This is a genomic window from Bradyrhizobium sp. CCBAU 51753, assembly GCF_015291565.1.
Lineage (GTDB): Bacteria > Pseudomonadota > Alphaproteobacteria > Rhizobiales > Xanthobacteraceae > Bradyrhizobium > Bradyrhizobium ivorense.
The window spans coordinates 4,578,491-4,602,632 of the sequence record NZ_CP030037.1 but is presented as its reverse complement, the minus strand read 5'-3'; the positions used below and the strand labels follow the sequence as shown (position 1 = coordinate 4,602,632).

20 protein-coding genes are annotated in these 24,142 nt (G+C 65.1%); 6 read left to right on the top strand and 14 right to left on the bottom strand.

Annotation, left to right across the window (positions count from 1 at the left end):
* Positions 1-49: 49 nt before the first annotated feature.
* The 3 genes from XH93_RS20730 to XH93_RS20720 all read right to left on the bottom strand — a co-directional run bounded on the left by XH93_RS20730 (position 50) and on the right by XH93_RS20720 (position 6,013).
* Positions 50-1,042 (bottom strand): 30S ribosomal protein S2, encoded by a 993-nt coding sequence (locus XH93_RS20730; RefSeq protein WP_139483848.1) that lies wholly within the window; start codon positions 1,040-1,042, stop codon positions 50-52.
* A gap of 211 nt (positions 1,043-1,253) precedes the next feature.
* On the bottom strand, positions 1,254-4,784 hold the full coding sequence (gene dnaE / locus XH93_RS20725; RefSeq protein ID WP_194468957.1) for a DNA polymerase III subunit alpha: 3,531 nt from the start codon (positions 4,782-4,784) through the stop codon (positions 1,254-1,256).
* A 482-nt stretch (positions 4,785-5,266) separates the two neighbouring features.
* Complete coding sequence (locus XH93_RS20720; protein ID WP_139483850.1) at positions 5,267-6,013, bottom strand: outer membrane protein; 747 nt, start codon at positions 6,011-6,013, stop codon at positions 5,267-5,269.
* A gap of 290 nt (positions 6,014-6,303) precedes the next feature.
* Between XH93_RS20720 and XH93_RS20715 the strand changes: the two genes are divergently transcribed.
* Both XH93_RS20715 and XH93_RS20710 read left to right on the top strand, forming a co-directional pair.
* Positions 6,304-6,612 carry a DUF3551 domain-containing protein gene (locus XH93_RS20715; RefSeq protein ID WP_172626938.1) on the top strand — a complete coding sequence of 103 codons (309 nt, stop codon included), beginning with the start codon at positions 6,304-6,306 and terminating at the stop codon, positions 6,610-6,612.
* Between the two features lie 73 nt (positions 6,613-6,685).
* Entirely contained in the window at positions 6,686-6,952 is a 267-nt protein-coding gene (locus XH93_RS20710; RefSeq protein ID WP_139862537.1) for a DUF3551 domain-containing protein, read from the top strand.
* A 55-nt stretch (positions 6,953-7,007) separates the two neighbouring features.
* On the opposite strand, the gene XH93_RS20705 is transcribed toward XH93_RS20710, so the two are convergent.
* From XH93_RS20705 to XH93_RS20660, 10 genes are all read right to left on the bottom strand, one after another.
* The gene (locus XH93_RS20705) at positions 7,008-7,709 is read right to left on the bottom strand and encodes an ABC transporter ATP-binding protein (RefSeq protein WP_139483852.1); all 702 of its coding nucleotides are present in this window, start codon (positions 7,707-7,709) and stop codon (positions 7,008-7,010) included.
* 9 nt (positions 7,710-7,718) lie between these two features.
* Positions 7,719-8,999: a lipoprotein-releasing ABC transporter permease subunit gene (locus XH93_RS20700; RefSeq protein WP_139483853.1), complete on the bottom strand. Its 1,281-nt coding sequence runs from the start codon at positions 8,997-8,999 to the stop codon at positions 7,719-7,721.
* A 72-nt stretch (positions 9,000-9,071) separates the two neighbouring features.
* Positions 9,072-10,391 (bottom strand): proline--tRNA ligase, encoded by a 1,320-nt coding sequence (gene proS, locus XH93_RS20695; RefSeq protein ID WP_194468955.1) that lies wholly within the window; start codon positions 10,389-10,391, stop codon positions 9,072-9,074.
* Between the two features lie 167 nt (positions 10,392-10,558).
* Positions 10,559-12,121, bottom strand: a complete 1,563-nt coding sequence (locus XH93_RS20690; protein WP_194468954.1) for a copper resistance CopC/CopD family protein — start codon at positions 12,119-12,121, stop codon at positions 10,559-10,561.
* 4 nt (positions 12,122-12,125) lie between these two features.
* On the bottom strand, positions 12,126-12,653 hold the full coding sequence (locus XH93_RS20685; protein ID WP_194468953.1) for a YcnI family protein: 528 nt from the start codon (positions 12,651-12,653) through the stop codon (positions 12,126-12,128).
* Positions 12,654-12,661: 8 nt separating this feature from the next.
* On the bottom strand, positions 12,662-13,156 hold the full coding sequence (locus tag XH93_RS20680; RefSeq protein WP_194468952.1) for a copper chaperone PCu(A)C: 495 nt from the start codon (positions 13,154-13,156) through the stop codon (positions 12,662-12,664).
* A gap of 28 nt (positions 13,157-13,184) precedes the next feature.
* The gene (locus tag XH93_RS20675; protein ID WP_194468951.1) at positions 13,185-13,679 is read right to left on the bottom strand and encodes a TlpA disulfide reductase family protein; all 495 of its coding nucleotides are present in this window, start codon (positions 13,677-13,679) and stop codon (positions 13,185-13,187) included.
* The gene (locus tag XH93_RS20670; RefSeq protein ID WP_194468950.1) at positions 13,676-14,902 is read right to left on the bottom strand and encodes a sialidase family protein; all 1,227 of its coding nucleotides are present in this window, start codon (positions 14,900-14,902) and stop codon (positions 13,676-13,678) included. The genes XH93_RS20675 and XH93_RS20670 overlap by 4 nt, the downstream gene beginning before the upstream one ends.
* 11 nt (positions 14,903-14,913) lie before the next feature.
* Positions 14,914-17,328, bottom strand: a complete 2,415-nt coding sequence (locus tag XH93_RS20665; protein WP_194468949.1) for a TonB-dependent receptor — start codon at positions 17,326-17,328, stop codon at positions 14,914-14,916.
* Between the two features lie 86 nt (positions 17,329-17,414).
* Entirely contained in the window at positions 17,415-17,786 is a 372-nt protein-coding gene (locus XH93_RS20660) for a DUF2946 family protein (protein WP_194468948.1), read from the bottom strand.
* A 458-nt stretch (positions 17,787-18,244) separates the two neighbouring features.
* Here XH93_RS20660 and XH93_RS20655 point away from each other — a divergent pair, with 458 nt between their 5' ends.
* The 4 genes from XH93_RS20655 to XH93_RS20640 all read left to right on the top strand — a co-directional run bounded on the left by XH93_RS20655 (position 18,245) and on the right by XH93_RS20640 (position 22,426).
* Entirely contained in the window at positions 18,245-18,670 is a 426-nt protein-coding gene (locus XH93_RS20655) for a globin (protein WP_139483880.1), read from the top strand.
* A gap of 99 nt (positions 18,671-18,769) precedes the next feature.
* On the top strand, positions 18,770-19,777 hold the full coding sequence (locus XH93_RS20650) for a sugar ABC transporter substrate-binding protein (RefSeq protein WP_371815118.1): 1,008 nt from the start codon (positions 18,770-18,772) through the stop codon (positions 19,775-19,777).
* A gap of 9 nt (positions 19,778-19,786) precedes the next feature.
* Entirely contained in the window at positions 19,787-21,289 is a 1,503-nt protein-coding gene (locus XH93_RS20645; RefSeq protein ID WP_194468947.1) for a sugar ABC transporter ATP-binding protein, read from the top strand.
* Positions 21,290-21,391: 102 nt separating this feature from the next.
* Positions 21,392-22,426, top strand: coding sequence for an ABC transporter permease (locus XH93_RS20640; protein WP_194468946.1), 1,035 nt, complete (start codon positions 21,392-21,394; stop codon positions 22,424-22,426).
* Between the two features lie 377 nt (positions 22,427-22,803).
* Here XH93_RS20640 and mtnK read toward each other — a convergent pair whose 3' ends face one another.
* Positions 22,804-24,081 (bottom strand): S-methyl-5-thioribose kinase, encoded by a 1,278-nt coding sequence (mtnK, locus tag XH93_RS20635; protein ID WP_246799255.1) that lies wholly within the window; start codon positions 24,079-24,081, stop codon positions 22,804-22,806.
* Positions 24,082-24,142: the final 61 nt, after the last annotated feature.

The following is a 24,142-nucleotide window of genomic DNA, read 5'->3' as shown; positions in this document are numbered from 1 at the left end:
GTGGAACAGGAGCGGCGGCCGGGACAGGCCCGGCCACGCCGCGTAACGTTTATTCCGCTTCGGCGAGCGTCTTGGCCTGGGCGACCCAGGCGTCGGCACGGCTCGGCAGACCGACTTCTTCGCCGATCTTGTGCGCGGTGTCGTGGTCGAGCTCGGCAAGCTGCCAATAGTGGAAGATGCCGAGATCGTTGAGCTTCTTCTCGATCGCACCGGACACACCGGTGAGCTTCTTGAGGTTGTCGGCGGTGCCGCGGGGACCCGCGAGGCCCTGGAAGCCGGACGGCGCGGCCGCCGGCAGCTCTTCCTGTACCGGGTCCGCCGACGCGCCGACGTCGATGCCGGACTCACCCTGGGCGCGCGAGATGCCGTCGATGGCGGCGCGCGCCACGAGGTCGCAGTAGAGCGAGATCGCACGGCCGGCGTCGTCATTGCCCGGCACCACATAGGTGATGCCCTTCGGATCCGAGTTGGTGTCGACGATCGCGGCGACCGGAATGTTGAGGCGCTGGGCCTCCTGGATCGCGATGTCTTCCTTGTTGGTGTCGATCACGAAGATCATGTCGGGCAGACCGCCCATGTCCTTGATGCCGCCGAGCGAACGGTCGAGCTTGTCGCGCTCGCGCTGCAAGGTCAGCCGCTCCTTCTTGGTGTAGGAGTTGGCTTCGCCCGAGGCGAGCACCTCGTCGAGGTGACGCAGCCGCTTGATCGAGGCCGAGATCGTCTTCCAGTTGGTCAGCGTGCCGCCGAGCCAGCGCGAATTGACGAAGTACTGCGCCGAACGCTTGGCAGCCTCGGCGACGCCGTCCTGCGCCGAACGCTTGGTGCCGACGAACAGGATGCGGCCGCCCTTGGCGACGGTATCGCTGACCGCCTTCAGGGCGGTGTGCAGCATCGGCACGGTCTGCGCGAGGTCGATGATGTGAATGTTGTTGCGGGCGCCGAAGATGTAATCCTGCATCTTCGGGTTCCAGCGGTGGGCCTGGTGGCCAAAGTGAACGCCAGCTTCGAGGAGCTGACGCATGTTGAAATCGGGTAGCGCCATAGGTTTTGATTCTCCGGTTGGTTCCTCCGGAAACGTGTGAGCAAACGCGCCTTGACAGGCCCGGTTGCCACCGGACGGCCTTTGAGAGCCATGTTTCCGTGTGAGATGGCGCGCTGTATAGCGCGATTTGCGCCAGAAGCAAGGAAATACGGCCGGTTACGCCGGCCGGAAACGCCGGATTCCGGCCGAAACGGCCGGTTTCGGCCCGGCTTTACAGCGTCTGGACGTCGACGACCCCGGCCACGGCCTTGATCGCGCCGGCAATCTGCGGCGAGACCTTGTAGCGGCCGGGCAGCTTCATCTCCACCTCGGTCTCGAGGTCGAGCATCATCACCAGCGAGACGTCGCCGTCGGCCCCCGCGGGCGGCGGTGCAGGCGCGGCGGCCGGCTTGAGCACCGGCGGCTTTGGCGCACCGCCTGCGCCGGCGGCAGGCGCCGCGTCCGGCATATTGAGCCGGCGGGCGATCGAGTCGAGCGGCCTGGTGTCGCGCACGAAGATGCGCAGGCCCTTCTGGGTCTTGGCCGCGGCGTGATCGAGCGGCTCGGCGTGCAGCACCCTCGCCCGCACGTCCTCGCCCTGCAGCTCGGCGCCGAGCTGCAGCAGCACCGCGGCGCCCGGCTCGAGCACGTCGCGATATTGCGCGAGCCCTTCGGAGAACAGCACCGCCTCGAAATGGCCGGTCGGATCCGACAGGCCCATGATGCCCATCTTGTTGCCGGTCTTGGTGCGCCGCTCCATGCGCGACACCACGGTGGCCGCGACCTTGCCCGCGGTCGCGCCGGTTTTCACCGCGCGGGAGAACTCCGCCCAGGATTGCACGCGCAGCCGCTTCAGCGCGGTCGCGTAATCGTCGAGCGGATGACCCGACAAGAAGAAGCCGATCGCGTCATATTCGCGGCGCAGCCGGTCCGCGGGCAGCCACGGCTCGACCTGCGGCAGCATGATGCTGGGCGCGTCCGCCGCGCCGCCGAACATGTCGTTCTGCCCCGACGTCGCGGCCTCGTGGCTGCGCTGGCAGGCGGCGAGGATCGAATCCGCGCCGGCGAACACCCGCGCGCGATTCGGCTCGAGCGTGTCGAAGGCGCCGGCCGCAGCCAAGCTCTCAATGATGCGCTTGTTGATGGCGCGCGGGCTGACGCGCGAGGCGAAATCGGCGAGCGAGGTGAAGGCGCCCTTGTTGTTGCGCTCCGCGATGATCTGCTCGACGGCCTGGATGCCGACGCCCTTCAGCGCGGCGAGCGCGTAGTAGATCGTCTTGTCGCCGACCTCGAAGGTCGCGCCGGAGCGGTTGATGTTGGGCGCTTCGACCTTGATGCCGAGCCGCTGCGCCTCGGAGCGGAATTCGGAGAGCTTGTCGGTGTTGTTGAGTTCGAGCGTCATCGACGCCGCCAAGAACTCCACCGGGTAATGCGCCTTCATGTAGGCGGTGTGGTACGACACCAGCGCGTAGGCGGCGGCGTGGCTCTTGTTGAAGCCGTAGTCGGCGAATTTTGCCAAAAGCTCGAAGATGGTCTCGGCCTGGCCCTTCGTGACGCCGTTCTTGGTCGCGCCGGCGACGAAGACGTCGCGCTGCTTGTCCATCTCGGCGCGGATCTTCTTGCCCATCGCGCGGCGCAGCAGGTCGGCCTGACCGAGCGAATAGCCGGCCATCTGCTGCGCGATCTGCATCACCTGTTCCTGATAGATGATGACGCCGAAGGTTTCCTTGAGGATCGGCTCCAGGATCGGATGCAGATATTCCGGCTCCTCGTCGCCGTGCTTGCGCGCGCAATAGGTCGGAATGTTCGCCATCGGACCCGGGCGATACAGCGCCACCAGCGCGATGATGTCCTCGAAGCGGTCCGGCCGCATGTCGATCAGCGCGCGCCGCATGCCCTGGCTTTCGACCTGGAACACGCCGACCACATCGCCCCGCGCCAGCATCTGGTAACTCGGCGCGTCGTCGATCGGCAGCGTCGCGAGATCGACATGGATGTCGCGCTGCTTGAGCAGCTTGACCGCGACGTCGAGCACGGTCAGCGTCTTGAGGCCGAGGAAGTCGAATTTGACGAGGCCGGCGGGCTCGACCCATTTCATGTTGAACTGGGTGACCGGCATGTCGGATTTCGGATCGCGATACATCGGCACCAGCTCGCTCAGCGGCCGGTCGCCGATCACGATGCCGGCGGCGTGGGTCGAGGCGTGGCGGGTCAGGCCCTCCAGGCGCTGCGCGATGTCGAAGGCGCGCGCCACCACCGGATCCTCGTCGCGGAACGCCTGTAGCTTCGGCTCGCCCTCGATCGCCTGCGCCAGCGTCACGGGAGCCGCCGGATTTTGCGGCACCAGTTTTGTCAGCTTGTCGACCTGGCCGTAGGGCATCTGCAGCACGCGGCCGACGTCGCGCAGCACGCCGCGCGCCTGCAGCGTACCGAAGGTGATGATCTGCGCCACCTGGTCGCGGCCGTAGCGCTCCTGCACATACTGGATCACCTCGCCGCGGCGATCCTGGCAGAAGTCGATGTCGAAGTCCGGCATCGAGACGCGTTCCGGGTTGAGGAAGCGCTCGAACAGCAGCGCAAACCGCATCGGATCGAGGTCGGTGATGGTCAGCACCCACGCCACCAGCGAGCCGGCGCCGGAGCCGCGGCCCGGTCCGACCGGAATGCCCTGCGCCTTGGCCCATTTGATGAAGTCGGACACGATCAGGAAGTAGCCCGCATATTTCATGCGGGTGATGACGTCGAGCTCGAAGGCGAGCCGCTTGCTGTAGTCCTCCTCGGTCATGCCCGGCGACAGCCCGTGCACGCGCAGGCGGTTGGCAAGCCCCTCCTCGGCCTGACGCTTCAGCTCGGCGGCCTCGTCGGCGGCGGCGTCCACGCTCGATTCGGCGCCGACGGTGAAGAACGGCAGGATCGGCTTGCGCGTCTTCGGCCGGAACGAGCAGCGCTCGGCGATCTCGACCGTCGAGGCCAGCGCTTCCGGAATGTCGGCGAACAGCACCGCCATTTCGGCGCGGGTCTTGAAGCGGTGATCGGGCGTCAGCTGCTCGCGATTGGTCTCGGCGATCAGATGGCCGCCGGCGATGCAGAGCAGCGCGTCATGCGATTCATAGTCGTCGTTGGTCGCGAAATACGGCTCGTTGGTCGCGACCAGCGGCAGGCCCTTGGCGTAGGCGAGATCGATCAGGCCGGTCTCGGTGCGCCGTTCCTTGTCGACGCCGTGGCGCTGCAATTCGATGTAGAGACGGTCGCCAAACCGGCTGGCGAGACGCTCGCAGCGCGCGGCCGCCAGCTGCGCCTGATCGGCGCGCAGCGCCATCGCGATCGGCCCGTCGGGCCCGCCGGTCAGCGCGATCAGATCCTCTGCGTTGTCGGCGAGCCAGTCGAACTTGATGTGCGGGGTCTGGTTCACCGGCGTCTCCAGAAACGCCCGCGAGTTCAGCCGCATCAGGTTCTGGTAGCCGCGCTCGCGCGCCGCCAGCAGCACGATGCGCGTCGGCCCCGCCGCCAGAATGCTGCGCGACGTCGGATCGACGTCGCCGAAATCCACCGCGATCTCGCAGCCGACGATCGGCTGGATGCCATAACCGGCCATCTTGTCGGAGAATTCCAGCGCCCCGAACATGTTGTCGGTGTCGGTGAGCGCCAGCGCCGGCTGGCGGTCGGCCTTCGCAAGCTCTCCGAGCTTTGCGATCTTGATCGAGCCCTTCAGCAGCGAATAGGCCGAATGAACGTGAAGATGAACGAATCCGGCATTCGACATGGCTGCTCGAAGGTGTCTGCGTCAGGGATGAGCGAGCGCCGGGCCTCGGAGAATGACAGACCCGACTCGCCCTCGCATCGTGAGGCTTGAGCACTGTCGAGTCCACGCGGAACGCTGTGGATTGATCGCTTTAACCGCTTATCCCCGAAGCTCCACAAGGCGCACTATATCCCTGTTCCTGCTCACACATTCTCAGAATTGCGGGATCAGCTGAGCCCACACCGCGATCATCCCGACGAACAGCGTGATCGACGCCAGCGCCGCCGCTTCTTCCACGAAAACCTTCAGCATGTTTGCCTCCCGTGAACTGGAACGTATGCAGAACATTGTTCCTTTTTTGTTCTAGGAGTCAAGCGCGCCCGGCAAGGGTCTCTCTCGCGATCGCGACCGATGGTTAATCCGCGCGTCTCAGCCAACCCGCCAAAGAAAAAAGCCCCGGGCAGAGCCCGGGGCTTTCTGTGTCGCTTGAATTAAGCGAGCGATCAGTAGCGCGCCACGACCGGGCCGCCGAACTTGTAGTTCAGGCGGACGGTGACGAGGTCGACGTCCTGATTGATGCGGTCGCTGGCGACAAGCGCGCCGGCCGGCGAGGTGAAGTTGACGGTACGATCCTGCATGAACAGATGGTCGTACTCGACGCCAGCCGACCAGCCCGGAGCGAACGCCCATTCGAGACCAACACCGACGGTGCCACCCCAGTTGGTGTCATCGTTCGAGCTCGCAAACAGCGCGCCAGTGGCAGCCGAGTTGATGCGATGCTTGTCCGAGGTCACAGCAGCACCACCCTTGAAGTAGAGCAAGGTGGTGTTCCAGGCGTAACCGATCTGACCGGTGAACAGGCCGAACGCTTCAGTCTTCGACGTATTCACGAAGCCGGGGAACAGCAGGCTGTTGTTGCTGCCCTTGAAGTCAGCCCAGTTGCCCTGAGCTTCGAGGCCGAACACCCAGCCGCCGGACTGCCAGCGATAGCCGATCTGACCACCGACCGTGCCGCCGTCCGCATCGTGGCTGCCTTCGCCGCCCACCAGGAACGGCGCAACCGAGTTCCAGCTGCTGCGGCTGGAGCCCCAACCGCCGTTGACGCCGATGTAGAAGCCCGTCCAGTCATACACGGCGGCAACCATCGGCGGTGCCTTGGTGTAAGGGCGAGCCGCGAGATCGGCCGCGGAGGCCGGAGTGACCGCAGCGAGCGCGATCAGGCTGGCCGTGACAAGCAAAACCTTTTTCATTTTTCCCGTTCCAACTTTTTCTACTGGCCCCCAAGGCCGCGAGACATCGTCATAGCAGTCTCGATCCAAATTGCTGTAACTTCGCTGCAACAGGCACTCCCAAACGTGTCCGTTCAAATTGTAAGTTAATGCTATGTTACAGGCACTTCTTGCACATTTCGCCACATCGTCGCCGCACATTTTTCACAATTCAAATCCGCATGTGCAATTGCGCGTGAGACCGTGTTGACGGGAACCCGGTTGTCCGGTTTGGATCGTCGCGACAGAGTCTTCGCGGCAGGGAAATGAAAATGCGAACAATGCTTCTCGCTGCGGCGTCCGTGGTCACGCTCGCAACGCTTGGAACCGGACTTGGAACCGGCCCCGCGCATGCCGTCGGTGTGCGCTACCCGTTCTGCATTCAGGGCGACCGCTACGAGGGTCTCAGCAACTGCAGCTACGAGACGTATGAGCAGTGCCTGGCCACCGCTTCGGGAATTGGACAGAACTGCATCGCCAATCCCTACTATGCCGGCGACCGCGATCCCCGCTCCTATCTCAACGTTCCTCCGCGCGAGCGCCGCGACGACGGAAATTTCTTCAACCTGTTTTTCCGCTAAAGCGCGTTGAGATTGGGTTGAATCGTCATCGCGCTTGAGCGTTGCGGACGCCACGATCGACAGGAGATTTGTGATGCGCGGCCTGGTTCTGGCACTGTTGGCGCTGGGCGCTGTCGCATCCACGCCGGCGAGCGCGCAGAAGTACGATACGACCTCGCCGGTCTGCAAAACCAACTACCGCTTTGGCGGCGAGGACACCGACTGCAGCTATACCTCGCTGGCGCAGTGCAAGGCGGTATCGTCCGGCCTTGGCGCTATCTGCTTCGACAATCCCTATTACGCCGGAGCTGCCGCCGGTCGGCCGCGGGGCGCAGCCAGACGGCCCCGCCCAGCCTATTGAGGCGCTCCGGCCTTTCGTGAGGGCACGATCGTTTCGGAATGTTTCCGGATCATGCCTATTCCAGCTCGATGACCTGCCCGTCCGCCAGCGACACCCGGCGATCCATCCGCGCGGCGAGATCCATGTTGTGGGTTGCGATCAGCATCGCGACCCGGGTCGCCTTCACGAGTTGCATCAGCGCGTTGAAGACGTGGTCGGCCGTACCAGGATCGAGGTTGCCGGTCGGCTCGTCCGCGAGCAGCGCCCGCGGCGCGTTGGCCACCGCACGAGCGATCGCCACGCGCTGCTGCTCGCCGCCCGAGAGCTCGGCCGGACGATGGGTGACGCGGTCGCCGAGCCCGAGATAGGACAGGATCTCGGTCGAGCGCTTCACGGTCTCGGAGCGCTTCAGGCCGCGGATCATCTGCGGCAGCATGACGTTTTCGAGCGCCGAGAATTCCGGCAGCAGCCGGTGCGACTGGTAGACGAAGCCGATATCGGTGCGGCGAATCTGGGTGCGGTCCATGTCCGACAATTGCGAGGTCGGCGTGCCCGCGACATAGACCTCGCCGTCATCGGGGCTCTCCAGGAGGCCGGCGATGTGCAGCAGCGTCGATTTGCCCGATCCCGAAGGCGCCACCAGTGCCACCGATTGGCCCGGCCACAGCGCCAGCTTGGCGCCGTTGAGGACCGTCAGCGTGGCCTCGCCCTGCCTGTATTCCCGCTTGATATCATGAAGATAGATGACCGGTGCATCTTCCGCCGCCCCCTCCGCCATGTGCGCGCCTCACTCGTACCGGAGCGCGTCGACCGGATCGAGGCGCGCGGCGCGCCACGACGGGTAGAGCGTCGCGAGGAAAGACAGCGTCAGCGCCATGATCACGACCGCCAGCGTTTCGCCGAAATCGACTTCCGCCGGCAGCTTTGAGAGGAAATACAATTCCGGCGAGAACAGCTCGGTATTGGTGAGCCATGACAGGAACTGCCTGATCGATTCGATGTTCAGGCAGATCAGCATGCCGACGAAGAAGCCGGTCAGCGTGCCGACCACGCCGATCGAGGCGCCGGTTATCAGGAAGATCCGCATGATCGAGCCCTGCGAGGCCCCCATGGTGCGCAGGATCGCGATGTCCTGCCCTTTGTCCTTCACCAGCATGATCAGCCCGGAGACGATGTTGAGCGCCGCAACCAGCACGATCATGGTCAGGATCAGGAACATCACGTTGCGCTCGACCTGCAGCGCGTTGAAGAAGGTCGAGTTGCGTTGCCGCCAGTCGACCAGAAACACCGGCCGCCCGGCCGCTTCCGTCACCAGCTTGCGATAGGTGTCGATGCGGTCGGGGTTGGTGGTGAACACCTCGATCGAGGACACGTCGTTGTTGCGGTTGAAATAGGCCTGCGCCTCGGTCAGCGGCATGAACACGAAGGTCGAATCGTATTCCGACATGCCGATCTCGAACACCGCCGTGATCTTGTAGGGCTTGATCCGCGGCGTGGTGCCCATCGGCGTCACCGCTCCCTTCGGCGCCACCAACGTGATCATGTCGCCGGCATGCAGCGAGAGCTGGTCGGCAAGCCGGCGGCCGATCGCGACCCCCTGCCCCTCGTCAAATCCCTCGAGCGAGCCCTGCTTGATGTTCTTGGCGATCGAGGTGAGGTTGTTGAGGTCATCGGAGCGGATGCCGCGGATGAAGACGCCGGCCGCGTTGAACGGCGACGATCCGAGCCCCTGCCCGTCGACGACGGGCGCGGCGAGGCGGATGCCGGGGACCTGGCTGATGCGGTCGGCGACGTCCTTCCAGTCGGTGAGCGGCGACTCCAGCGGCTGCACCAGCAGATGGCCGTTGAGGCCGAGGATCTTGTCCAAGAGCTCCTTGCGAAAGCCGTTCATGACCGCCATCACCACGATCAGCGTGGCGACGCCGAGCATGATGCCCAGGAAGGAAAAGCCGGCGATGACCGAGATGAAGCCTTCCTTGCGACGCGCGCGCAGATAGCGTCCGGACAGCAGCCATTCGAATGGCGCAAACGGCGGGGTGCGGACTGGCTCGGTCATGGTCTCATCCATCTGTCGATAATCCCATGATTCGGGGCAAATGTGGCCGCATTACCCCGCGGATAACTGCGTAGTGGAATAATCTTAGCCCGCGAGCTTTGCGACCACGTCCGCCGGGCTCATGTTGTCGCGTGAGCCATCGCTGCGTCGCTTCACCTCGACCTTGCCGTCGGCAAGTCCCTTCGGCCCGACCAGAATCTGCCAGGGAATGCCGATCAGATCGGCCGCCGCGAATTTTGCGCCGGCGCGCTGATCGGTGTCGTCATAGAGCACGTCGACGCCCTTCGCGGTGAGGTCGCGGTAGAGCTGCTCGCAGGCGGCATCGACCGCGCTGTCGCCCTGCTTGAGGTTGAGAATCGCAACGCGGAACGGCGCGACGGCCTCGGGCCATTTGATGCCGGCGTCATCGTGACAGGCCTCGATGATCGCACCAACCAGGCGCGAGACGCCGACGCCGTAGGAGCCGCCGTGGATCGGCACGTCGACGCCGTCGGGACCGGCGACCAGCGCCTTCATGGTGTCGGAATATTTGGTGCCGAAGTAAAAGATCTGGCCGACCTCGATGCCGCGCGTGTTCAGACGCTTGGCCTCGGGCACTTCCTGCTCGAAGCGCGCCGCCTCGTGCACGTCTTCGGTCGCCGCATAGACCGAGGTCCATTGCTTGATGATCGGGGTCAGGTCGCCGTCATAGTCGACGTCCGCGCCCGGCACCGGCAGATCCAGCACGTCGCGATTGATGAAGACGCCGGACTCGCCGGTCTCGGCGAGCACGATGAATTCATGGCTGAGGTCGCCGCCGATCGGGCCGGTCTCGGCGCGCATCGGGATCGCCTTCAGGCCCATCCGCGCAAAGGTGCGCAGATAGGCGACGAACATCTTGTTGTAGGAGCGCCGCGCGCCGGCTTCGTCGAGGTCGAACGAATAGGCGTCCTTCATCAGGAATTCGCGGCCGCGCATCACGCCGAACCGCGGACGCTGCTCGTCGCGGAATTTCCACTGGATATGGTAGAGGTTGAGCGGCAGGTTCCGGTACGACTTGATGTAGGCGCGGAAGATCTCGGTGATCATTTCCTCGTTGGTCGGCCCGTACAGCAGTTCGCGCTTGTTGCGGTCGGCGATGCGCAGCATCTCCGGGCCATAGGCGTCGTAGCGGCCGCTTTCGCGCCAGAGATCGGCGAGTTGCAGCGTCGGCATCAGCAGCTCCAGCGCGCCGGCGCGGTCCTGCTCCTCGCGGACGATCTGCTCGATCTTCTTCAGCACCCGGAAGCCGAGCGGCAGCCATGCATAGATGCCGGCCGCCTCCTGCCGCATCATGCCCGCGCGCAGCATCAGCCGATGCGAGACGATCTCCGCCTCTTTCGGGTTCTCTTTCAGGATGGGCAGGAAAAACCGCGACAATCGCATGGGGTTACTCGGAGAATCAGAGGTGGCTCAGAGGAGCTGCAGTGAAACCGGATCGGGTGCGAAAACACAAGGCCGCTTCAGGTCAAAAACCCTTCAAATCAGGCGATTTTCGGCCATTTGAGCGTGTTGCGCTCCGCCTGGACGGCCCGGCACGCAAGCCGCAGCCATTAGCGGATATCGACGTCGTCTTCCAGTGTCACTTTCTTGAAGTCGCTCACCAGGGCGCCGATCTGCATGTGCCAGCGGCCCGGGAACGGCAGCGGCACCTTGTTCACATGCCAGTAGCCGTCGGGACCAAGCGTGGCGCTGCGTTCCATCGGCTCGATGCCGCGCTCCGGCAGGCTCAAGGTCAGCGCCGCCTCCTTGGTGGCAAACGGGCTGGCGTCGCCGTTCATCAGCTGCAGCACGAAGTCGTTCTGCCCGACCTTGCCGGGCGTGATCAGCACCTGGAACATTGCGGCATCGGTGTGAATGTGGACGGCGAGCGGAACATCTGATGACATCGCCAGCGCGCGCGGCGGCGGCGTGAAGCGCCATAGCGCCACCAGCGAGAGGATGGCGATCATCAGCACGAATTCGAGCGCGATCGAGCGCTGCAGCGGCCGTGTCCGGTGGAATTCGCGCGCGATCGCCGGTGTGAAGACCAGCCGGTTCAGCGCGGCGAACACCAGCAGCAGCGACACCAGCACAAGCTTCAGCAAGAGGATGTTGCCGTACCTGGTGCTGAGCAACGCGCCAAAACTTTCGAGCTGAACGATTGCGAGCACCAGGCCCGACACTGCGATCAGCGCGACGATCGGCACCGCGAGCGTCGAGAAATACCTGAGCACCCGGAGCAGCGAATCCTTGCGCTGCCAGGCCAGCACGGCCAGCGGCGCCAGCGCGCCCATCCAATAGGCCAGGCCGACGCCATGGATGAACAGCGCGGTCCGCGTCAGCCATTGCGGCGAGGCGGTGGCGGCATGGCCGCTGATCGCAAATGACAGCCCGACGCAGATCATTGCGATCGCGGTGCGCCGCCATGACGCGCCGATCGACGGGCTGCGCCAGGCAATCGCCGCGATCAGCATGGCGGCGATCGCGAGCAGCAAGGTGGGAAACAGGCTGGTATTGATGGCGGCGGCCCATGCCGCCCATGTCAGGATCCCCGTGAGCGGCAGGTTCAGAAGATCGACGCCCTGCAAGCCGAGCGAGGCGATCGCGCCGACCAGGCCGATCTTCAGCGCCCACATGATCAGGCGTTCACCGGCAGGCCCATGCGAGATCCAGGCCGCGAAGAACACGCCGCCGACGCCGGCGAGCAGGCCGAAATAGAGCGCGAGCCGCGCCAGCCAGATCAGCGCGTGCAGCACGCCGCCGCCGAACGGCGCTGCCGCGCCGGTGACGGTTCCGATCGAGAACAGCAGCGAGCCGGCGACGGGATGGCCGTCCTGCGACACCACGCGATAGCTGATCGCCTGGGTGCCCCTCGGCAGGTCGGACGGCAGCGACACCAGCACCGACTGATCGACGGCGCGGATCGCGACGTCGCGCGGCCGGCCTGCGGCATCGAGCAGGCTGACCGCGGTCGGAGCCACCGCCTCGTTGAAGCGCAGCACCAGCATCTTCGGCGCTTCCGCCAGCACGCTGCCGTCGGCCGGCTCGGCGGCGATCAGCAACGCATGCGCTTGCGCCGCGGTCGCAAGACACAGCGCCACCAGCAGCGCGGCGAGGCTTGCGGCCAGCCGCATCGCGCTACGGCTTCGGCAGCAGCCTGACGCCCGGCGCCGGCGTCTTGCTGCCATGACCGTGGCCACCGTCCTGCCCGGCCGAGGGGATGTCGATCCAGCGGCTGACGCCCTGCTCGCATTCCTGCACGACCGGAAAATACAGCACACTGTTCGGCTTCAGCGTATCGGTGAGGAAGGTCTGCATCACGAACTCGTCGTAGTTCTGGTCGGAGAGCTTGCCGCCGCTCCACGCCACCTCCGTCACCCCCTCGGAGATTTTCGCCCCGTGGTAGTCGTACTGGCTGGCGTATTTGCCGGTGACGGTATCGAGCGTCCAGCCGGCCTTCGGCATCGGCTTCACCCCGATCACGCCTTCCGGAATCTGCACGCGGACCTTGACGGTGGGTGATCCCGCGCAGCCATGCGGCACGGCGAACACGGCCTTGTAGTACGAGCCGACGGCCGCCTGCTTGGCCTCGAGCGTGATGTGCGCCACCGCCGGCGACGCGGCGAGCGCCGCGGCGGCAACGGCGAAGAGCGCATATGTCCGCATGATCAGCCTCACATCTTGTGACCGGAATGGCCGCCGCCGGGCGACTGCGCGCCGACCGACTGCACATCCAGCGACACCGTCACCTTGCCGGCCTTCTCGAACTGCAGCGTGACCGGCACCTTGTCGCCCTGCTTGAGCGGGTTCTTCAGGTCGAACATCATCAGATGAAAGCCGCCGGGCGCGAGTTTCAAGGTCTTGCCGGGCTCGATGGTCACGCCCTTGTCGAGCGGGCGCATCTTCATCACGCCGTTGTCCATCGCCATCTCGTGGATTTCCATCCGGCCGGCGACGTCGCCGGAGCCCGAGACCAGGCGATCGGGCGTCGTGCCCTTGTTCTCGATGGTGAGATAGCCGCCGCCGATCTTGGCGCCGCTCGGCGTGGCGCGCGCCCAGGCCTGGGTGATCAAGAGATCGCCGGCCTTGACGTCCTCGGCGCGCGCGGATGCGGACACGAGTGCGGTGGCGAGCGCGGTGAGCGCGAGGATGCGGGAGAACGTGTTCATGGCAACGGAGTCCTTTCCAGTTATCGTATCATCGTAGCGCAGCAGCCTGCGCCTCGGACCATTTGTTCAGATCGGCGATCTCCGCCGATCCTTCGATCGTCGTGACGGTTCCGTCGCGGGCGACCAGCATGGTGCGCGGGATATCGCCTTGCCATGCCGGATCGATCTCGAACCGCAGCCGCTCGGCAAAACCGTCGCCAAAGATCCAGTTTTCGGCCGACGCCAGCCCGGCACGATCCAGCATCGCTCGGGTCGCCTCCGGCAGGTTGGGCACCAGATCCGCGCTGATCGTCACGACGTCGATGCCGGGGTGATCCTTCATGAACCGGCCGAGCTCCGGTAGCTCGACCTTGCATGGTCCGCAGGTCACGCCCCAGAAATGCACCAGAGTCGGATGGCCGGCATGCGCGCGCAGCAGTTTTTGCCAGCTGCCGCGCTCGAACGGCTTTAGCATGCCCTGCTCCGCCGCTGCGGGCGACAGCACGACGAACAGCATCAGCGCAGCGAGCAAGTGACGTTTCATGGTTCGCCTCCGATCGCCTGGAAATGATAGCCGTCGGCCTTGGTCATCCAGGACAAATAAACCTGGTGGTTGTCAGACACGAGCAGCGGATGGTCGGAGCTGTCGGCGGTGTCGGCAATCACCGACGGCTTCGACCAGGTCGCGCCATCGTCGCGCGATGTCATCAGATTGACCGACGTCTTCTGCCCGTCGAACTCCTTCCAGACCATCGCGAGCCCCTGCGGTCCTGCGATGATCTGCGGCCGTGACGGGCTGCGGTTCGGTTGGCCGATCGGAAGCGGATCGGTGAAGGTTTTCCCGCCGTCGCGCGACTGCGCGTAGAACAATCCCTTGCGCGCCTTGCCGTTGGTGTACCAGGTCACATGGTAGGTGCCGGCAGCCGAGATGGTCAGGCTCGGGCCGTGATGCGGACAGGCCGCGATCTGCCAGTCGTCGCGGCTCACCCGGTGCACCTCGCCAGGCTTGGCGAGATCGCTGAACGTCACGATCGCATGATCGCGCACGCCGCCCTCAAATATGTTGCGGAACACGACCACGGGATGCCCTGCGCCGTCGAACGCAAGTCCGAGCCGACAGCATTCGCAGGTGTTGTCGGCGACCAGTTGCGCATCGGAATACGTCGCGCCGCCGTCCTTCGAGGTCGCAAAGAATAGTGCGGCGCCGTCGTATTTCTTGCCGCATTGCTGCGCCGGCAGGCGGTTGCGCTTGTCGAGCCAGGCCGCGAACACGGCGCCGGTGGGATCGAAGCCGATCGCCTCGAACCGCTGGCTTTCATTGCTCACGGTGATCGGTTTCGGCGGATCGAACGTGCGCCCGCCATCACTCGAGCGCGTGGTCAGCACCTGACCGTTGAAGGCCTGATCGCGGAAGATCGAGAACGCCAGCGCGATGCCGCCCTTGGCATCGATCGCAAGCTTCGGCCGTGCGTCCGGGCCCCAATCCAGATTGAGCCCTTTCTGGGTGACCTGCACCGGCTTGGAGAAGCTCTTGCCCTGATCCTTCGATCTCGCGACCGAAATCTGGCCGCCCGCCATCCAGGCGAGCCACAACGTTCCGTCCGGACCGAACGCGGGCGTGACCTTGGTCGCGCAGTGCAGATCGGCTTCCTCGCACGCCGCTTCGGAGGCGTGCTGATGGCTCATCTGCGCGGACGCCACGCCCGGCAACGCCGCGAGCATGATCGCCGTCAGCAAGGTCGAGGCCGCAAGTCTGCGATATCCCATCGATGCGGTCCTCATTTGAATGCGATCTTCATGCCGGCGACGAAGGCGCGCGGCGATCCGGCATAGATCGAGCCGGTGGTGTTGGCCAGTACGCTCGCAGGATTTTGAACGCCTGCCGCCGTGACCGAATTCGCGATGTTGTTCGCCGACGCCACGTAGGTGCGGTCGAACACGTTCCGCACCTCGAGGAACAGGTTCAGGCTCCGGAAATAATCGGAAACGAGATCGGTCTTGTAGTGCAGGTTGAGATTGACGAGCTCGTAGCCCGGCGCCTTCAGAAGGTTGGCGTTGTCCATGTAGAAGGAATCCTTCCACTGCACCTCGACGAATCCGCCGAGGCCCTGCAACGGACCCGACAGTTGGTCGTAGCCCAGCCGTGCGGTGAGCTCGTTCGGCGAGATGCCGGGGATCTTGTTGCCGGCGCGATTGAAGCTGAACACCGCGCCGTTGGTGATGTTCTCGGTGTACTCGGTGTAGACCTCGTCGAGATAGGTATAGGCGGCGGAGAACCGCCAGCCCGGCAGGAACTTCCAGTCGGCGGCCAGCTCGACGCCACGATGCTCCGACCGCGGCGCATTGAAGGTGTAGCTGATGCCCTGGATCGGCGTGGCCTGCGAAACCAGCTCGTCCTTGAAGAACTCGTAGAAGCCGGTGACGCTGACCTTGAGCGCATTGTTCGGCGTCCAGTCGGCGCCGATGTCGTAGCCGAGATTGGTTTGCGGCTGCAGGCCGGTGTTGTTGCCCGAGAGGCCGGTCGGCAGCACGAACAAGTTGCTGACCTGCGGGGTGCCGTAACCGGTCGCGACCCGGCCGCGCAATTGCCATTCGCCGTTGAGCCGGTAGAGCAGCGCAAGCTCGGGCGCGGTGTTCTGGAATTGCCGGTCCGCCGTGGTGATGGCCGTGGTCGTCGTCCCGGCCGCGCCCGTGTAGGTGTAGGCGGTGTTGCGGCCGCTCAGATTGGTGGTCTCCCAGCCGATGCCGGCAATCGCCGTCAGCGCGGGCGTGAGCTTCAACTCCTCGCGCGCACGAATGCCATAGTTCGTGGTGTCGCTGAACAAATTGCTCTGGAGCCGGCCCAGCGTCGCGTTGCCCCCCGGCATCACATTGCGGGTATCGCTCGACGCGGTCAGCGTGTTGTACCAGGCCCCCACGAACGTCGTGGAATCCATCCCGAGGATTTCGCCACGCTTGGTGACATCGCTCATGAAATTGTAGGACGGAAAATCGCCGATCGCGCTGGTCGATCCGGTCGGCTGGTTGATGTTGCGGTCGTCGAACACGAACTGATTGCGCCAGGTGGTCTGGTTGTCGAAATCGTGCTCCCAGCGCCCCCCGACGATGGTGCGGCGGTCGTCGCGTCCGAGGCCCGCCTGCAGCGCGGTCTCCTTGTCGGTCCCGGCGGCGGTGTTGAAGCCGTTGTTGAACAAGGTCACAGTGCCGCATCCCGGCGCCGCGGTCGCTCCCGTCGTGCAGCCGCGCTGGAACGGATTTAGGTAGAATTGATTCAGGGAGGCGCGGATCGGCAGCCGCGCTGTCAGGTCGTTGTTGATCAGTTTGACCGTGAAGCGGTCGTCCGGCGTCGCCTGCAGGGTGCCGAGGAAGTTGACGGTCTGGGTATTAAACCAGCTGTTGCCGAGATAGCCGTCACCGCGCGCATCGCTGGCGAACAGCGAGCCCTCGAAATTGCCGACTTTCTTGCCGGCGGCGAGATAGTTGTTGAGATAGCCAAAGCCGCCGCCGTCGACGCCGTACTCGATGCCGTCGATCGTGCCGCCCGGCCGGGTCCGGAAATTCAGCGCGCCGCCGGTCGCATAATTGCCGTACAGCGCCGATGACGGCCCGCGCACCACGTCGATCGCGCCATAGGCGTGCGGATCGATCAGGTCGCTGCGCGACAGGCCGTCGGGCTGGGTGACCGGGAAGCCGTCGTCGAAGATCACGAGGTTGCGGATGCCAAAACCGTTGCGGGCGTTGGAGCCGCGGATCGAGATACCGAAGTCGCGCGGGCCGTTGCCCTGCTTGATCGAGATGCCCGGGCTGTCGCGCAGCACGTCGGCGACCGAGAACGCGGGCCGGTTGTCGAACTGGCGGCGGTCGATGGTGGTCGCCGTTTGGCCGGCGGGTGCCCGGTTCAGGCTGTCGCGCGCGGCGCCTGCCGTCTCTGATGGCGTCGCGCCCCGCGCGGCGGCCGCCGTCGCCACGGTCGGCGCCGCTCGCGCCCGCGCCGGCCGACGGACGGACGCGGTCCGCGCGCGCGGCTTCGCTGCCGCCGGCTTGGCGCGCGCGGCCTGCGGCGCCTCGACGGTGACGGGCGGCAAGGCCGTGCTCTGGGCCTTCGCCCAAGATGGAATCATGGACGGGATCGCGCAAAGCGCGGCGCCCAGCAGCAACGCGCTTGCCCCGCCCGGCGGATGATAACGGAACATGGATGAATCCTGACACCGGCTCTTCGGCCGGTTTGCTCAAAGGCACTTGCCGGCGCACCAAAGTGACGCCGGCCGCGAGAACGTGGTCAGGAGAACGAAGGTGGCGCGCGGGCTTGCGCGGGAGAGCCGGCGCGTGAATGGGCGAGATCGCGTGCGAAATCGTGCCAGGCGACCTGGGTCGGCGCTCGGTCGACGGCGACATCGGCGATTTCGGGTGTATCAACCGGCGCACCGGTCTGCAGCACGCTACAGGCGGAGCAGCAGCCGTCATGGGCACGCTGCCCGGTCTGGTCGCCTTGCCCGGTTCCGGCGCCGCCATCGCCATGGCAGATCGTGGCCGCCGCGAGTGGGTCGGACGCGGCAAGGCTCGCCGCCCAGCAGGCCCCGATTGGCGCAAAAATTTGCACCAGCAAGGCAACCAGGACGATCGGCAAGAAATTCTTGAGCCGCCGGCGCATCGCAAAACCCATCCTGCGAGGAACTAATCACCGCCATCGCTGGAAGTCGAGACAAAGCAGCACGCGGTTTATTCCAGCAAGCGGAAATGACCGGGCGTGGCACGTGCGTCACAGCCACTCCAACAACCTGCCGTATCCCCTTACCCCGTCGCGCGTTTTCCTCCTGCTGCTGCAACCGTCAGTGGCGTCATGCCGATCATTTCGCAAACTGCTGGAAATTTGAACAATCGTTGCCGAAAATGGTGACAAGCCTGGAAAGATGGTCTACCAATCCGGGCTCAGGCCAGCCGCGAGGCGTGTCCTGGTGGTCCAAGTCTCGGGAGGAGCCCGACGCGCACAAGCAGCGTCACCCCAATAATCAAGATCAAATCTCATTTTTGGGGCAAATAGGGTCGACACAATTTTTGGAGCAGGGCTTTCAGCCCTGCTCTTTTTTTGTGTGATGATCGCAATCCGCCATGACGTCATCGCCGAATCCTATCGAACACAGTTTTGAACTCGCCGCCGCGCGCTGCGATGACCTGACGCCGCAGGTCTATCGGCGTCTGTTCCGCGAGCATCCCGAAGCACAGGCGATGTTTCGCAGCGAAGGCAGCGAATCGGTGAAAGGTTCGATGTTGTCGCTGACCATCGAGGCCATCATTGACTTCGCCGGCGAACGCCGCGGACATTTCCGCATGATCGAATGCGAGGTGTCGTCGCACGATGCATACGGCACGCCACGCGATTTGTTCGTCGCGTTCTTTGCCGTGATTGCCGACGAACTGCGCGAGATGCTCGGTGCGCAATGGTCCGACGAGATCGATGCTGCGTGGCACAAGCTGTTGCGCGACATCGATGCTGTCGTGCTGCAGCAGAAGCATCTTGCCGGTGAGACACCGTAGCGTCGCCGTTCCGATTGTGACACACTCCCATGATCCGCGGCGCGTGCAACTGACGCCGTCGGTCAAAAAATGAAGAGGGAGCAAACAACCATGCCAGGGATGGACAAATCGTCGACGACGAGGCGCGACCTTCTGCAAATCGCGGCAGCCGGCGGCGCCGCCGCAGCGATGTTCGGCGCCATGGGCCCGGCGCTCGCCGCCGAAATGGGCCGCTCGGAAAAGCCGCTCAAGGCCGCCTTCTCCAACGCCGGACTGCAGGCGACCTGGTGCGCGCAGGGCAAGCAGGCCGCCGAGTTCTGGGGCAAGCTGTTCAACGTCGAGGTCACCTGGTTCGACGGTCAGCTCGACGCCGTCAAGCAGCGCGCCGCGATCGACAACATGGCGTCGCAGAAGTGGGACTTCGTCGCGATCCAGGCGTTCGGCATCGGCACCCTCACCCAGCCGGTGCAAAAGATGATCGACGCCGGCACGCCGGTGATCGACATGGACACGCTGATCGCGCCGCTCGATCAGATCAACGTCCACTCGTTCCTCGCACCCGACAACGAGTTCATGGGCGCTTCGGTGACGCAGGCGCTGTGCAACGCGATGGGCGGCAAGGGCAAGATCATCATGACCCAGGGTGCGCTCGGCCACACCGGCGCGCAGGGCCGCGCCAAGGGTTTCAACAGCGTGGTAAAACAGTTCCCGAACATCGAGGTGCTGGATACCCAGCCCGCCGACTGGGACGTCTCCAAGACCGCCCGGCTCTGGGAAACCTATCTGACAAAATATCCGCAGATCGACGCGGCGTTCTTCCACAATGACGACATGGCGCTCGCCGCCTACAACATCATGAAGGCGCGCAACCGCACCAACATCCTGATCGGCGGCGTCGACGCCATGCCGCCGGCAATCCAGGCCGTCGCGGAAGGCCGCATGTTCGCAACCGTGCGCAATCCGTCCTGCCGCATCCATGGCGGTGCGATCGTCGCGGGCGTCGCCGCGGTGGCCGGCGGCGAGAAGAGCGGACAGGGCATCCCCAAGCACGTCATCACCGACGGTCCGGTCGTGACCAAGGCCAACGCGCCGGGCATGCAGTGGATGGAGGATCACTTCCTGATCTGAGCGGTCCTCATGCAGCAAGGACGCTCCCCGATCCTCGAATTGAAGGAGATCACGAAGGCCTTCGGCGGTGTCGAAGCTCTTCGTGGCGTCGACTTCGCGCTGCGCGCCGGCGAGATCCACGGTCTCGTCGGCGAGAACGGCGCGGGGAAAAGCACGCTGATGAAGATCATCGCCGGCGTGCACCCGGAATTCTCCGGCCGCTTCATGCTGGACGGCAAGGAAACCCGCTTCCGCTCGACCCGCGACGCCCATGCCGCCGGGATCGGCATGGTGCATCAGGAGCTCAGCGTCGCGCCTGATCTGTCGGTGGCCGAGAATGTGTTCCTCGGCAACCAGCCGACCAATCGCCTTGGCCTCGTGCAATGGCGGCGGATGGCGCGCGAGGCCGGCGAGCAGTTGTCCCGGTTTGGCATCGACGTCGACCCGACGACGCGGCTCGGCGACCTGCCGATCGGCCTGCAGCAGCTGATCGAGATCGCGCGAGTGCTGTTCTCCGGCGCCCGCATCATCATCCTGGACGAGCCGACCTCCGCGCTGTCCCCGCCGGAGGTCGAGCGCCTGTTCACGACGCTGCGCAGGCTGCGGGACGAGGGCACCAGCATCGTCTTCATCTCGCATTTCATCGAAGATATCCTGCGCGTCTCCGATGTGGTCACCGTGTTCCGCAACGGCCGCAAAGTCGCCGAGACCGCCTCCAGCGCCACCAGCAAGGGCGCGCTGATCGAGGCCATGATCGGCCGCGGCGGCGAGGCGCTGGAGCACAGCTACACCGACGACCTGATGTTGCCGGCGCCGAACGGCGGCGCGGTGGTGCTGAAGGCCGATCAGCTCTCGCTCGGCCGCAGCCTGCAGGACGTCTCGTTCGAGGCACGCGCCGGCGAGGTGCTCGGCGTCTACGGCTTCATGGGCTGCGGGCAGCTCGAGCTGTCGCGCATCCTGTTCGGCAAGCTGAAGCCCGACGGCGGCACGCTCGCGGTCGACGGCGCCGCGAAGACATTTCGCAGCACCGCGGCCGCGCGGCGCGCCGGCATCGCGCTGGTGCCCGAGAGCCGGCGCGCGATGCTGTTCCACCAGGAGCCGGTCTACAAGAACATCTCGATCAGCGTTCTGGAGCGGATCTCCGCCCTGCTGCTGAAGCCGATGACCGAGCGCGCGATTGCCAAACGCCAGGTCGAGCAGCTGCAGATCAGGCCGCCGGTGGTCGGGCTCGACCTCGGTATGCTCTCCGGCGGCAACCAGCAGAAGGTGGCGCTGGCGAAATGGCTGACCTATCCGCCGCGCCTGTTGGTGCTGTGCGAGCCGACCCGCGGCATGGACGTCGGGGCCAAGAACGACGTCATCAACATCGTCCGCGATCTCCGCGCCAGAGGGCTCGCGATCATCGTGCTGTCGACCGAGCCGGAGACGGTGCTGTCGCTGGCCGACCGGATCCTGGTGCTGAAGCGCGGCGCGGTGGTGCGTGAATTTGCCGGCGAGGCGGTCAGCAAGGACCGCCTGCTGGAGGCGGCTTAGAGCATGATCCGGAAAAGTGCGAAGCGGTTTTCCGAAGAGATCATGCGCAAACAAGCGAACAAGGCCCGATGACCTGCGCATCGGGCCTGATGGAGAGACGTAATGGCGAGCAGTGACAGCGCGACGAGGCCGGCGGAACATCAGCGGCCGCGCGGGCTGGCGCCGTTCCTGCGCTCGCAGATGCGCAACATCGCGCCGTTCCTGACGCTGATCCTGCTCAGCGGCTTCTTCGCGATCGCGAGCCCCTCCTTCGCGACGCTCGACAATGTCGGCAACATTTTGACCCAGGTGTCGGTCACCGGCATCATCGCCGTCGGCCTCACCTTCGTGATCCTGTGCGCCGAGATCGATCTTTCGATTGCCAGCATCGCCAACGTCACCGGCATCGCGGTGGCGTATTTCACGCTGCAGGAATCCTACGTTAACATCGCCAATGTCCCGATGCCGGGCTGGGCCGCGATCCTGCTGGCGCTGGCGCTGTGCGCCCTGCTCGGCCTCGTCAACGCGCTGGGGCTGACCGTGATCGGCATCCCCTCCTTCATCATGACGCTGGCGATGATGCAGATCGCCGCCGGCGTCTCCGCACTCCTGGTGCGCGGCCAGATCGCCTACAAGGTACCGCCGCTGATCACGACGCTCGGCTCCGGCTCGGTCAGTGGCATCCCCTGGATCGTGATCGTCGCCGCCGTGATGCTGCTCGGCGGCCATCTGGTGCTGACCTACACGCGGTTCGGCCGCTACGTCTACATGGTCGGCGGCAACCGCGAGGCCGCCGAATTTGCCGGCCTCAACGTCAAGCTGATCCTCGGCGCCGTGATGGTGATCTCGGCGGTGTGCTCCGGCATCGGCGGCATGCTCGGCGTCGCGCATTTCGGCAGCGCGCAGCAGAACGAGTTCGACACCTATCTCTTGGATTCCATTGCGGCCGTGGTGGTCGGCGGCACCAGCCTGTTCGGCGGCCGCGGCGGCATCGGCAACACCATCGTCGGCCTGTTCGTGCTCGGCGTGCTCAACAACGGCCTCGACCACGTCAACATCGACAGCTTTTTGAAAATCCTGATCCGCGGCCTGATCCTGCTCGCGGCGCTGATCATCAACGTCTACGCCCAACGGCTGCGCGAACAGGCGGCGGATTGAGCTGATCAAGGGGGCATTGTTGGACCCGTCATCCTGAGAAGGTGTGAAGCTTTGTCCTCACCCACCGCTGTCGTCGCCCGGCTTGACGGGCGATCCAGTACGCCGCGGCCTCTCGGTTCATTCACCACCGCCTCTGGAATACTGGATCACCCGCATGCGCGGGTGATGACACCGAGTAAGTTGAGCAAATTAACCCGTCATCCTGAGGTGCGAGCCTCTTCGGCGAGCCTCGAAGGATCGACGGCCACCAGCCGGGCCGATTCATCCTTCGAGGCTCGCCCAGCGGCGCAAGCGCGCCGCAAGGCTCGCACCTCAGGATGACGGAGCGGGTGGTTCACATGTCAAACGCCGCGCTTTGCCCCCTACGACTACGTTCCCTACCTCGCGAAGTGCGGCTGCCAGCGGCGCAGTTCGCGAGCGGCGTAGGTGACGGTGGCGATCGTGGTGAACGACGGGGCCTCCAGCATCAGGCTGCGCGCCAGCTTGAGGGCGCGCGCCTCGCAGATCGCGCGCTGCTTCTCGTCGGTGATCCACTCGAAGTCGATGTTGTGCGCGAGGCCGAGGATGCGGCGGATGGTCTTGGCGGCGGCGAAGCCGACCGTGTCCTGGAACAGGCGCGCCATGTAGGCCTGCCGCTCGGCCTCGAGCCGGGCAGCGCCCGCCTCGCCCGTGAACAACGACGCCGGATAGCCGTCGCCGCTTGCCTCACTGCGCCACAGCGCCAAAAATTTCCGGGCGAACTCGGTCCAGACGCCTTCGACCACGTCCAGCAGCCAGGCCTCGAATGCGGCCCGCTCGCCCGGCGTGCGTTCGTGCCCTGCGGAGGCCAGATAGGCCATCAGCAAATTGCCGATGACGGCGCCGATATCAAAACCCATCGGGCCGTAGAAGGCGAATTCGGGATCGATCACCCTGGTCTCGCTGTCGGTGACCATGATCGAGCCGGTGTGCAGGTCGCCGTGAATCAGCGCTTCCGGGCTCGCCATGAATTTCAGCTTCAGCCGCGAGATGGCAACATGCAGGTCGAGGTCATCGCGGAATGCAGCGGCGGTGGCGTCGAGATATGGCGCGGTCCAGCGGTTCTGCTCGGCGATCCGGTAGGGATCGGTGAAGATTAGGTCCTCGGTGATCTTGCAGAGCGCGTGGTTGCCGGCGAAGGCCGCGATGCCCTCTTTCCGCTCCGCCGCCGTCAGCGCGAGGTCGGAGGAGAAGAACAGCGTCCGCGCCAGGAAGGTCGAGATGTCATTGACGAAGCGCGGATAGCTGGTCGCGCCGATCAGTCCCTTGCGCATGATAATGTGCGGCTCGAGCAGCTGCATCGCAGTCAGCGCCAGCGGGCCGTCATGATGCAGCACCGCCGGCACCAGCTCCGGCGCCAATCGCGCCTGATGCACCAGCGCCATGTGCTCGTAATGGGCGCGCGACAGCGGCAGCGGCCAGCTCTCGCCGACCAGCCGCACATAGGGCAGCGCCTGCTTCACGGCTACGCCGCCGCTCCTGCCCTTGACGATGAAAACGAGGTTGAGATTGCCGTCGCCGACCTCGCTGATCGACCAGTCGGCGGGATCGCCGCCGAGCTGGGTGACGATGGCAGGATGCCCGGCGAGATAGTCCCGCAGATCGGCCTCCCGCAGGATCCGATATGGGCTCTTCATGCGACTCCTCCCCATGTTCCGTCGTCATTGCGAGCGAAGCGAAGCAACCCATCCGTCCGCG

Coding starts and splice junctions, on each gene's coding strand:
- XH93_RS20730 (WP_139483848.1), bottom strand. CDS start 1,042: ATGGCGCTACCCGATTTCAACATGCGTCAGCTCCTCGAAGCTGGCGTT.
- dnaE (WP_194468957.1), bottom strand. CDS start 4,784: ATGTCGAATGCCGGATTCGTTCATCTTCACGTTCATTCGGCCTATTCG.
- XH93_RS20720 (WP_139483850.1), bottom strand. CDS start 6,013: ATGAAAAAGGTTTTGCTTGTCACGGCCAGCCTGATCGCGCTCGCTGCG.
- XH93_RS20715 (WP_172626938.1), top strand. CDS start 6,304: ATGCGAACAATGCTTCTCGCTGCGGCGTCCGTGGTCACGCTCGCAACG.
- XH93_RS20710 (WP_139862537.1), top strand. CDS start 6,686: ATGCGCGGCCTGGTTCTGGCACTGTTGGCGCTGGGCGCTGTCGCATCC.
- XH93_RS20705 (WP_139483852.1), bottom strand. CDS start 7,709: ATGGCGGAGGGGGCGGCGGAAGATGCACCGGTCATCTATCTTCATGAT.
- XH93_RS20700 (WP_139483853.1), bottom strand. CDS start 8,999: ATGGATGAGACCATGACCGAGCCAGTCCGCACCCCGCCGTTTGCGCCA.
- proS (WP_194468955.1), bottom strand. CDS start 10,391: ATGCGATTGTCGCGGTTTTTCCTGCCCATCCTGAAAGAGAACCCGAAA.
- XH93_RS20690 (WP_194468954.1), bottom strand. CDS start 12,121: ATGCGGCTGGCCGCAAGCCTCGCCGCGCTGCTGGTGGCGCTGTGTCTT.
- XH93_RS20685 (WP_194468953.1), bottom strand. CDS start 12,653: ATGCGGACATATGCGCTCTTCGCCGTTGCCGCCGCGGCGCTCGCCGCG.
- XH93_RS20680 (WP_194468952.1), bottom strand. CDS start 13,156: ATGAACACGTTCTCCCGCATCCTCGCGCTCACCGCGCTCGCCACCGCA.
- XH93_RS20675 (WP_194468951.1), bottom strand. CDS start 13,679: ATGAAACGTCACTTGCTCGCTGCGCTGATGCTGTTCGTCGTGCTGTCG.
- XH93_RS20670 (WP_194468950.1), bottom strand. CDS start 14,902: ATGGGATATCGCAGACTTGCGGCCTCGACCTTGCTGACGGCGATCATG.
- XH93_RS20665 (WP_194468949.1), bottom strand. CDS start 17,328: ATGTTCCGTTATCATCCGCCGGGCGGGGCAAGCGCGTTGCTGCTGGGC.
- XH93_RS20660 (WP_194468948.1), bottom strand. CDS start 17,786: ATGCGCCGGCGGCTCAAGAATTTCTTGCCGATCGTCCTGGTTGCCTTG.
- XH93_RS20655 (WP_139483880.1), top strand. CDS start 18,245: ATGACGTCATCGCCGAATCCTATCGAACACAGTTTTGAACTCGCCGCC.
- XH93_RS20650 (WP_371815118.1), top strand. CDS start 18,770: ATGGACAAATCGTCGACGACGAGGCGCGACCTTCTGCAAATCGCGGCA.
- XH93_RS20645 (WP_194468947.1), top strand. CDS start 19,787: ATGCAGCAAGGACGCTCCCCGATCCTCGAATTGAAGGAGATCACGAAG.
- XH93_RS20640 (WP_194468946.1), top strand. CDS start 21,392: ATGGCGAGCAGTGACAGCGCGACGAGGCCGGCGGAACATCAGCGGCCG.
- mtnK (WP_246799255.1), bottom strand. CDS start 24,081: ATGAAGAGCCCATATCGGATCCTGCGGGAGGCCGATCTGCGGGACTAT.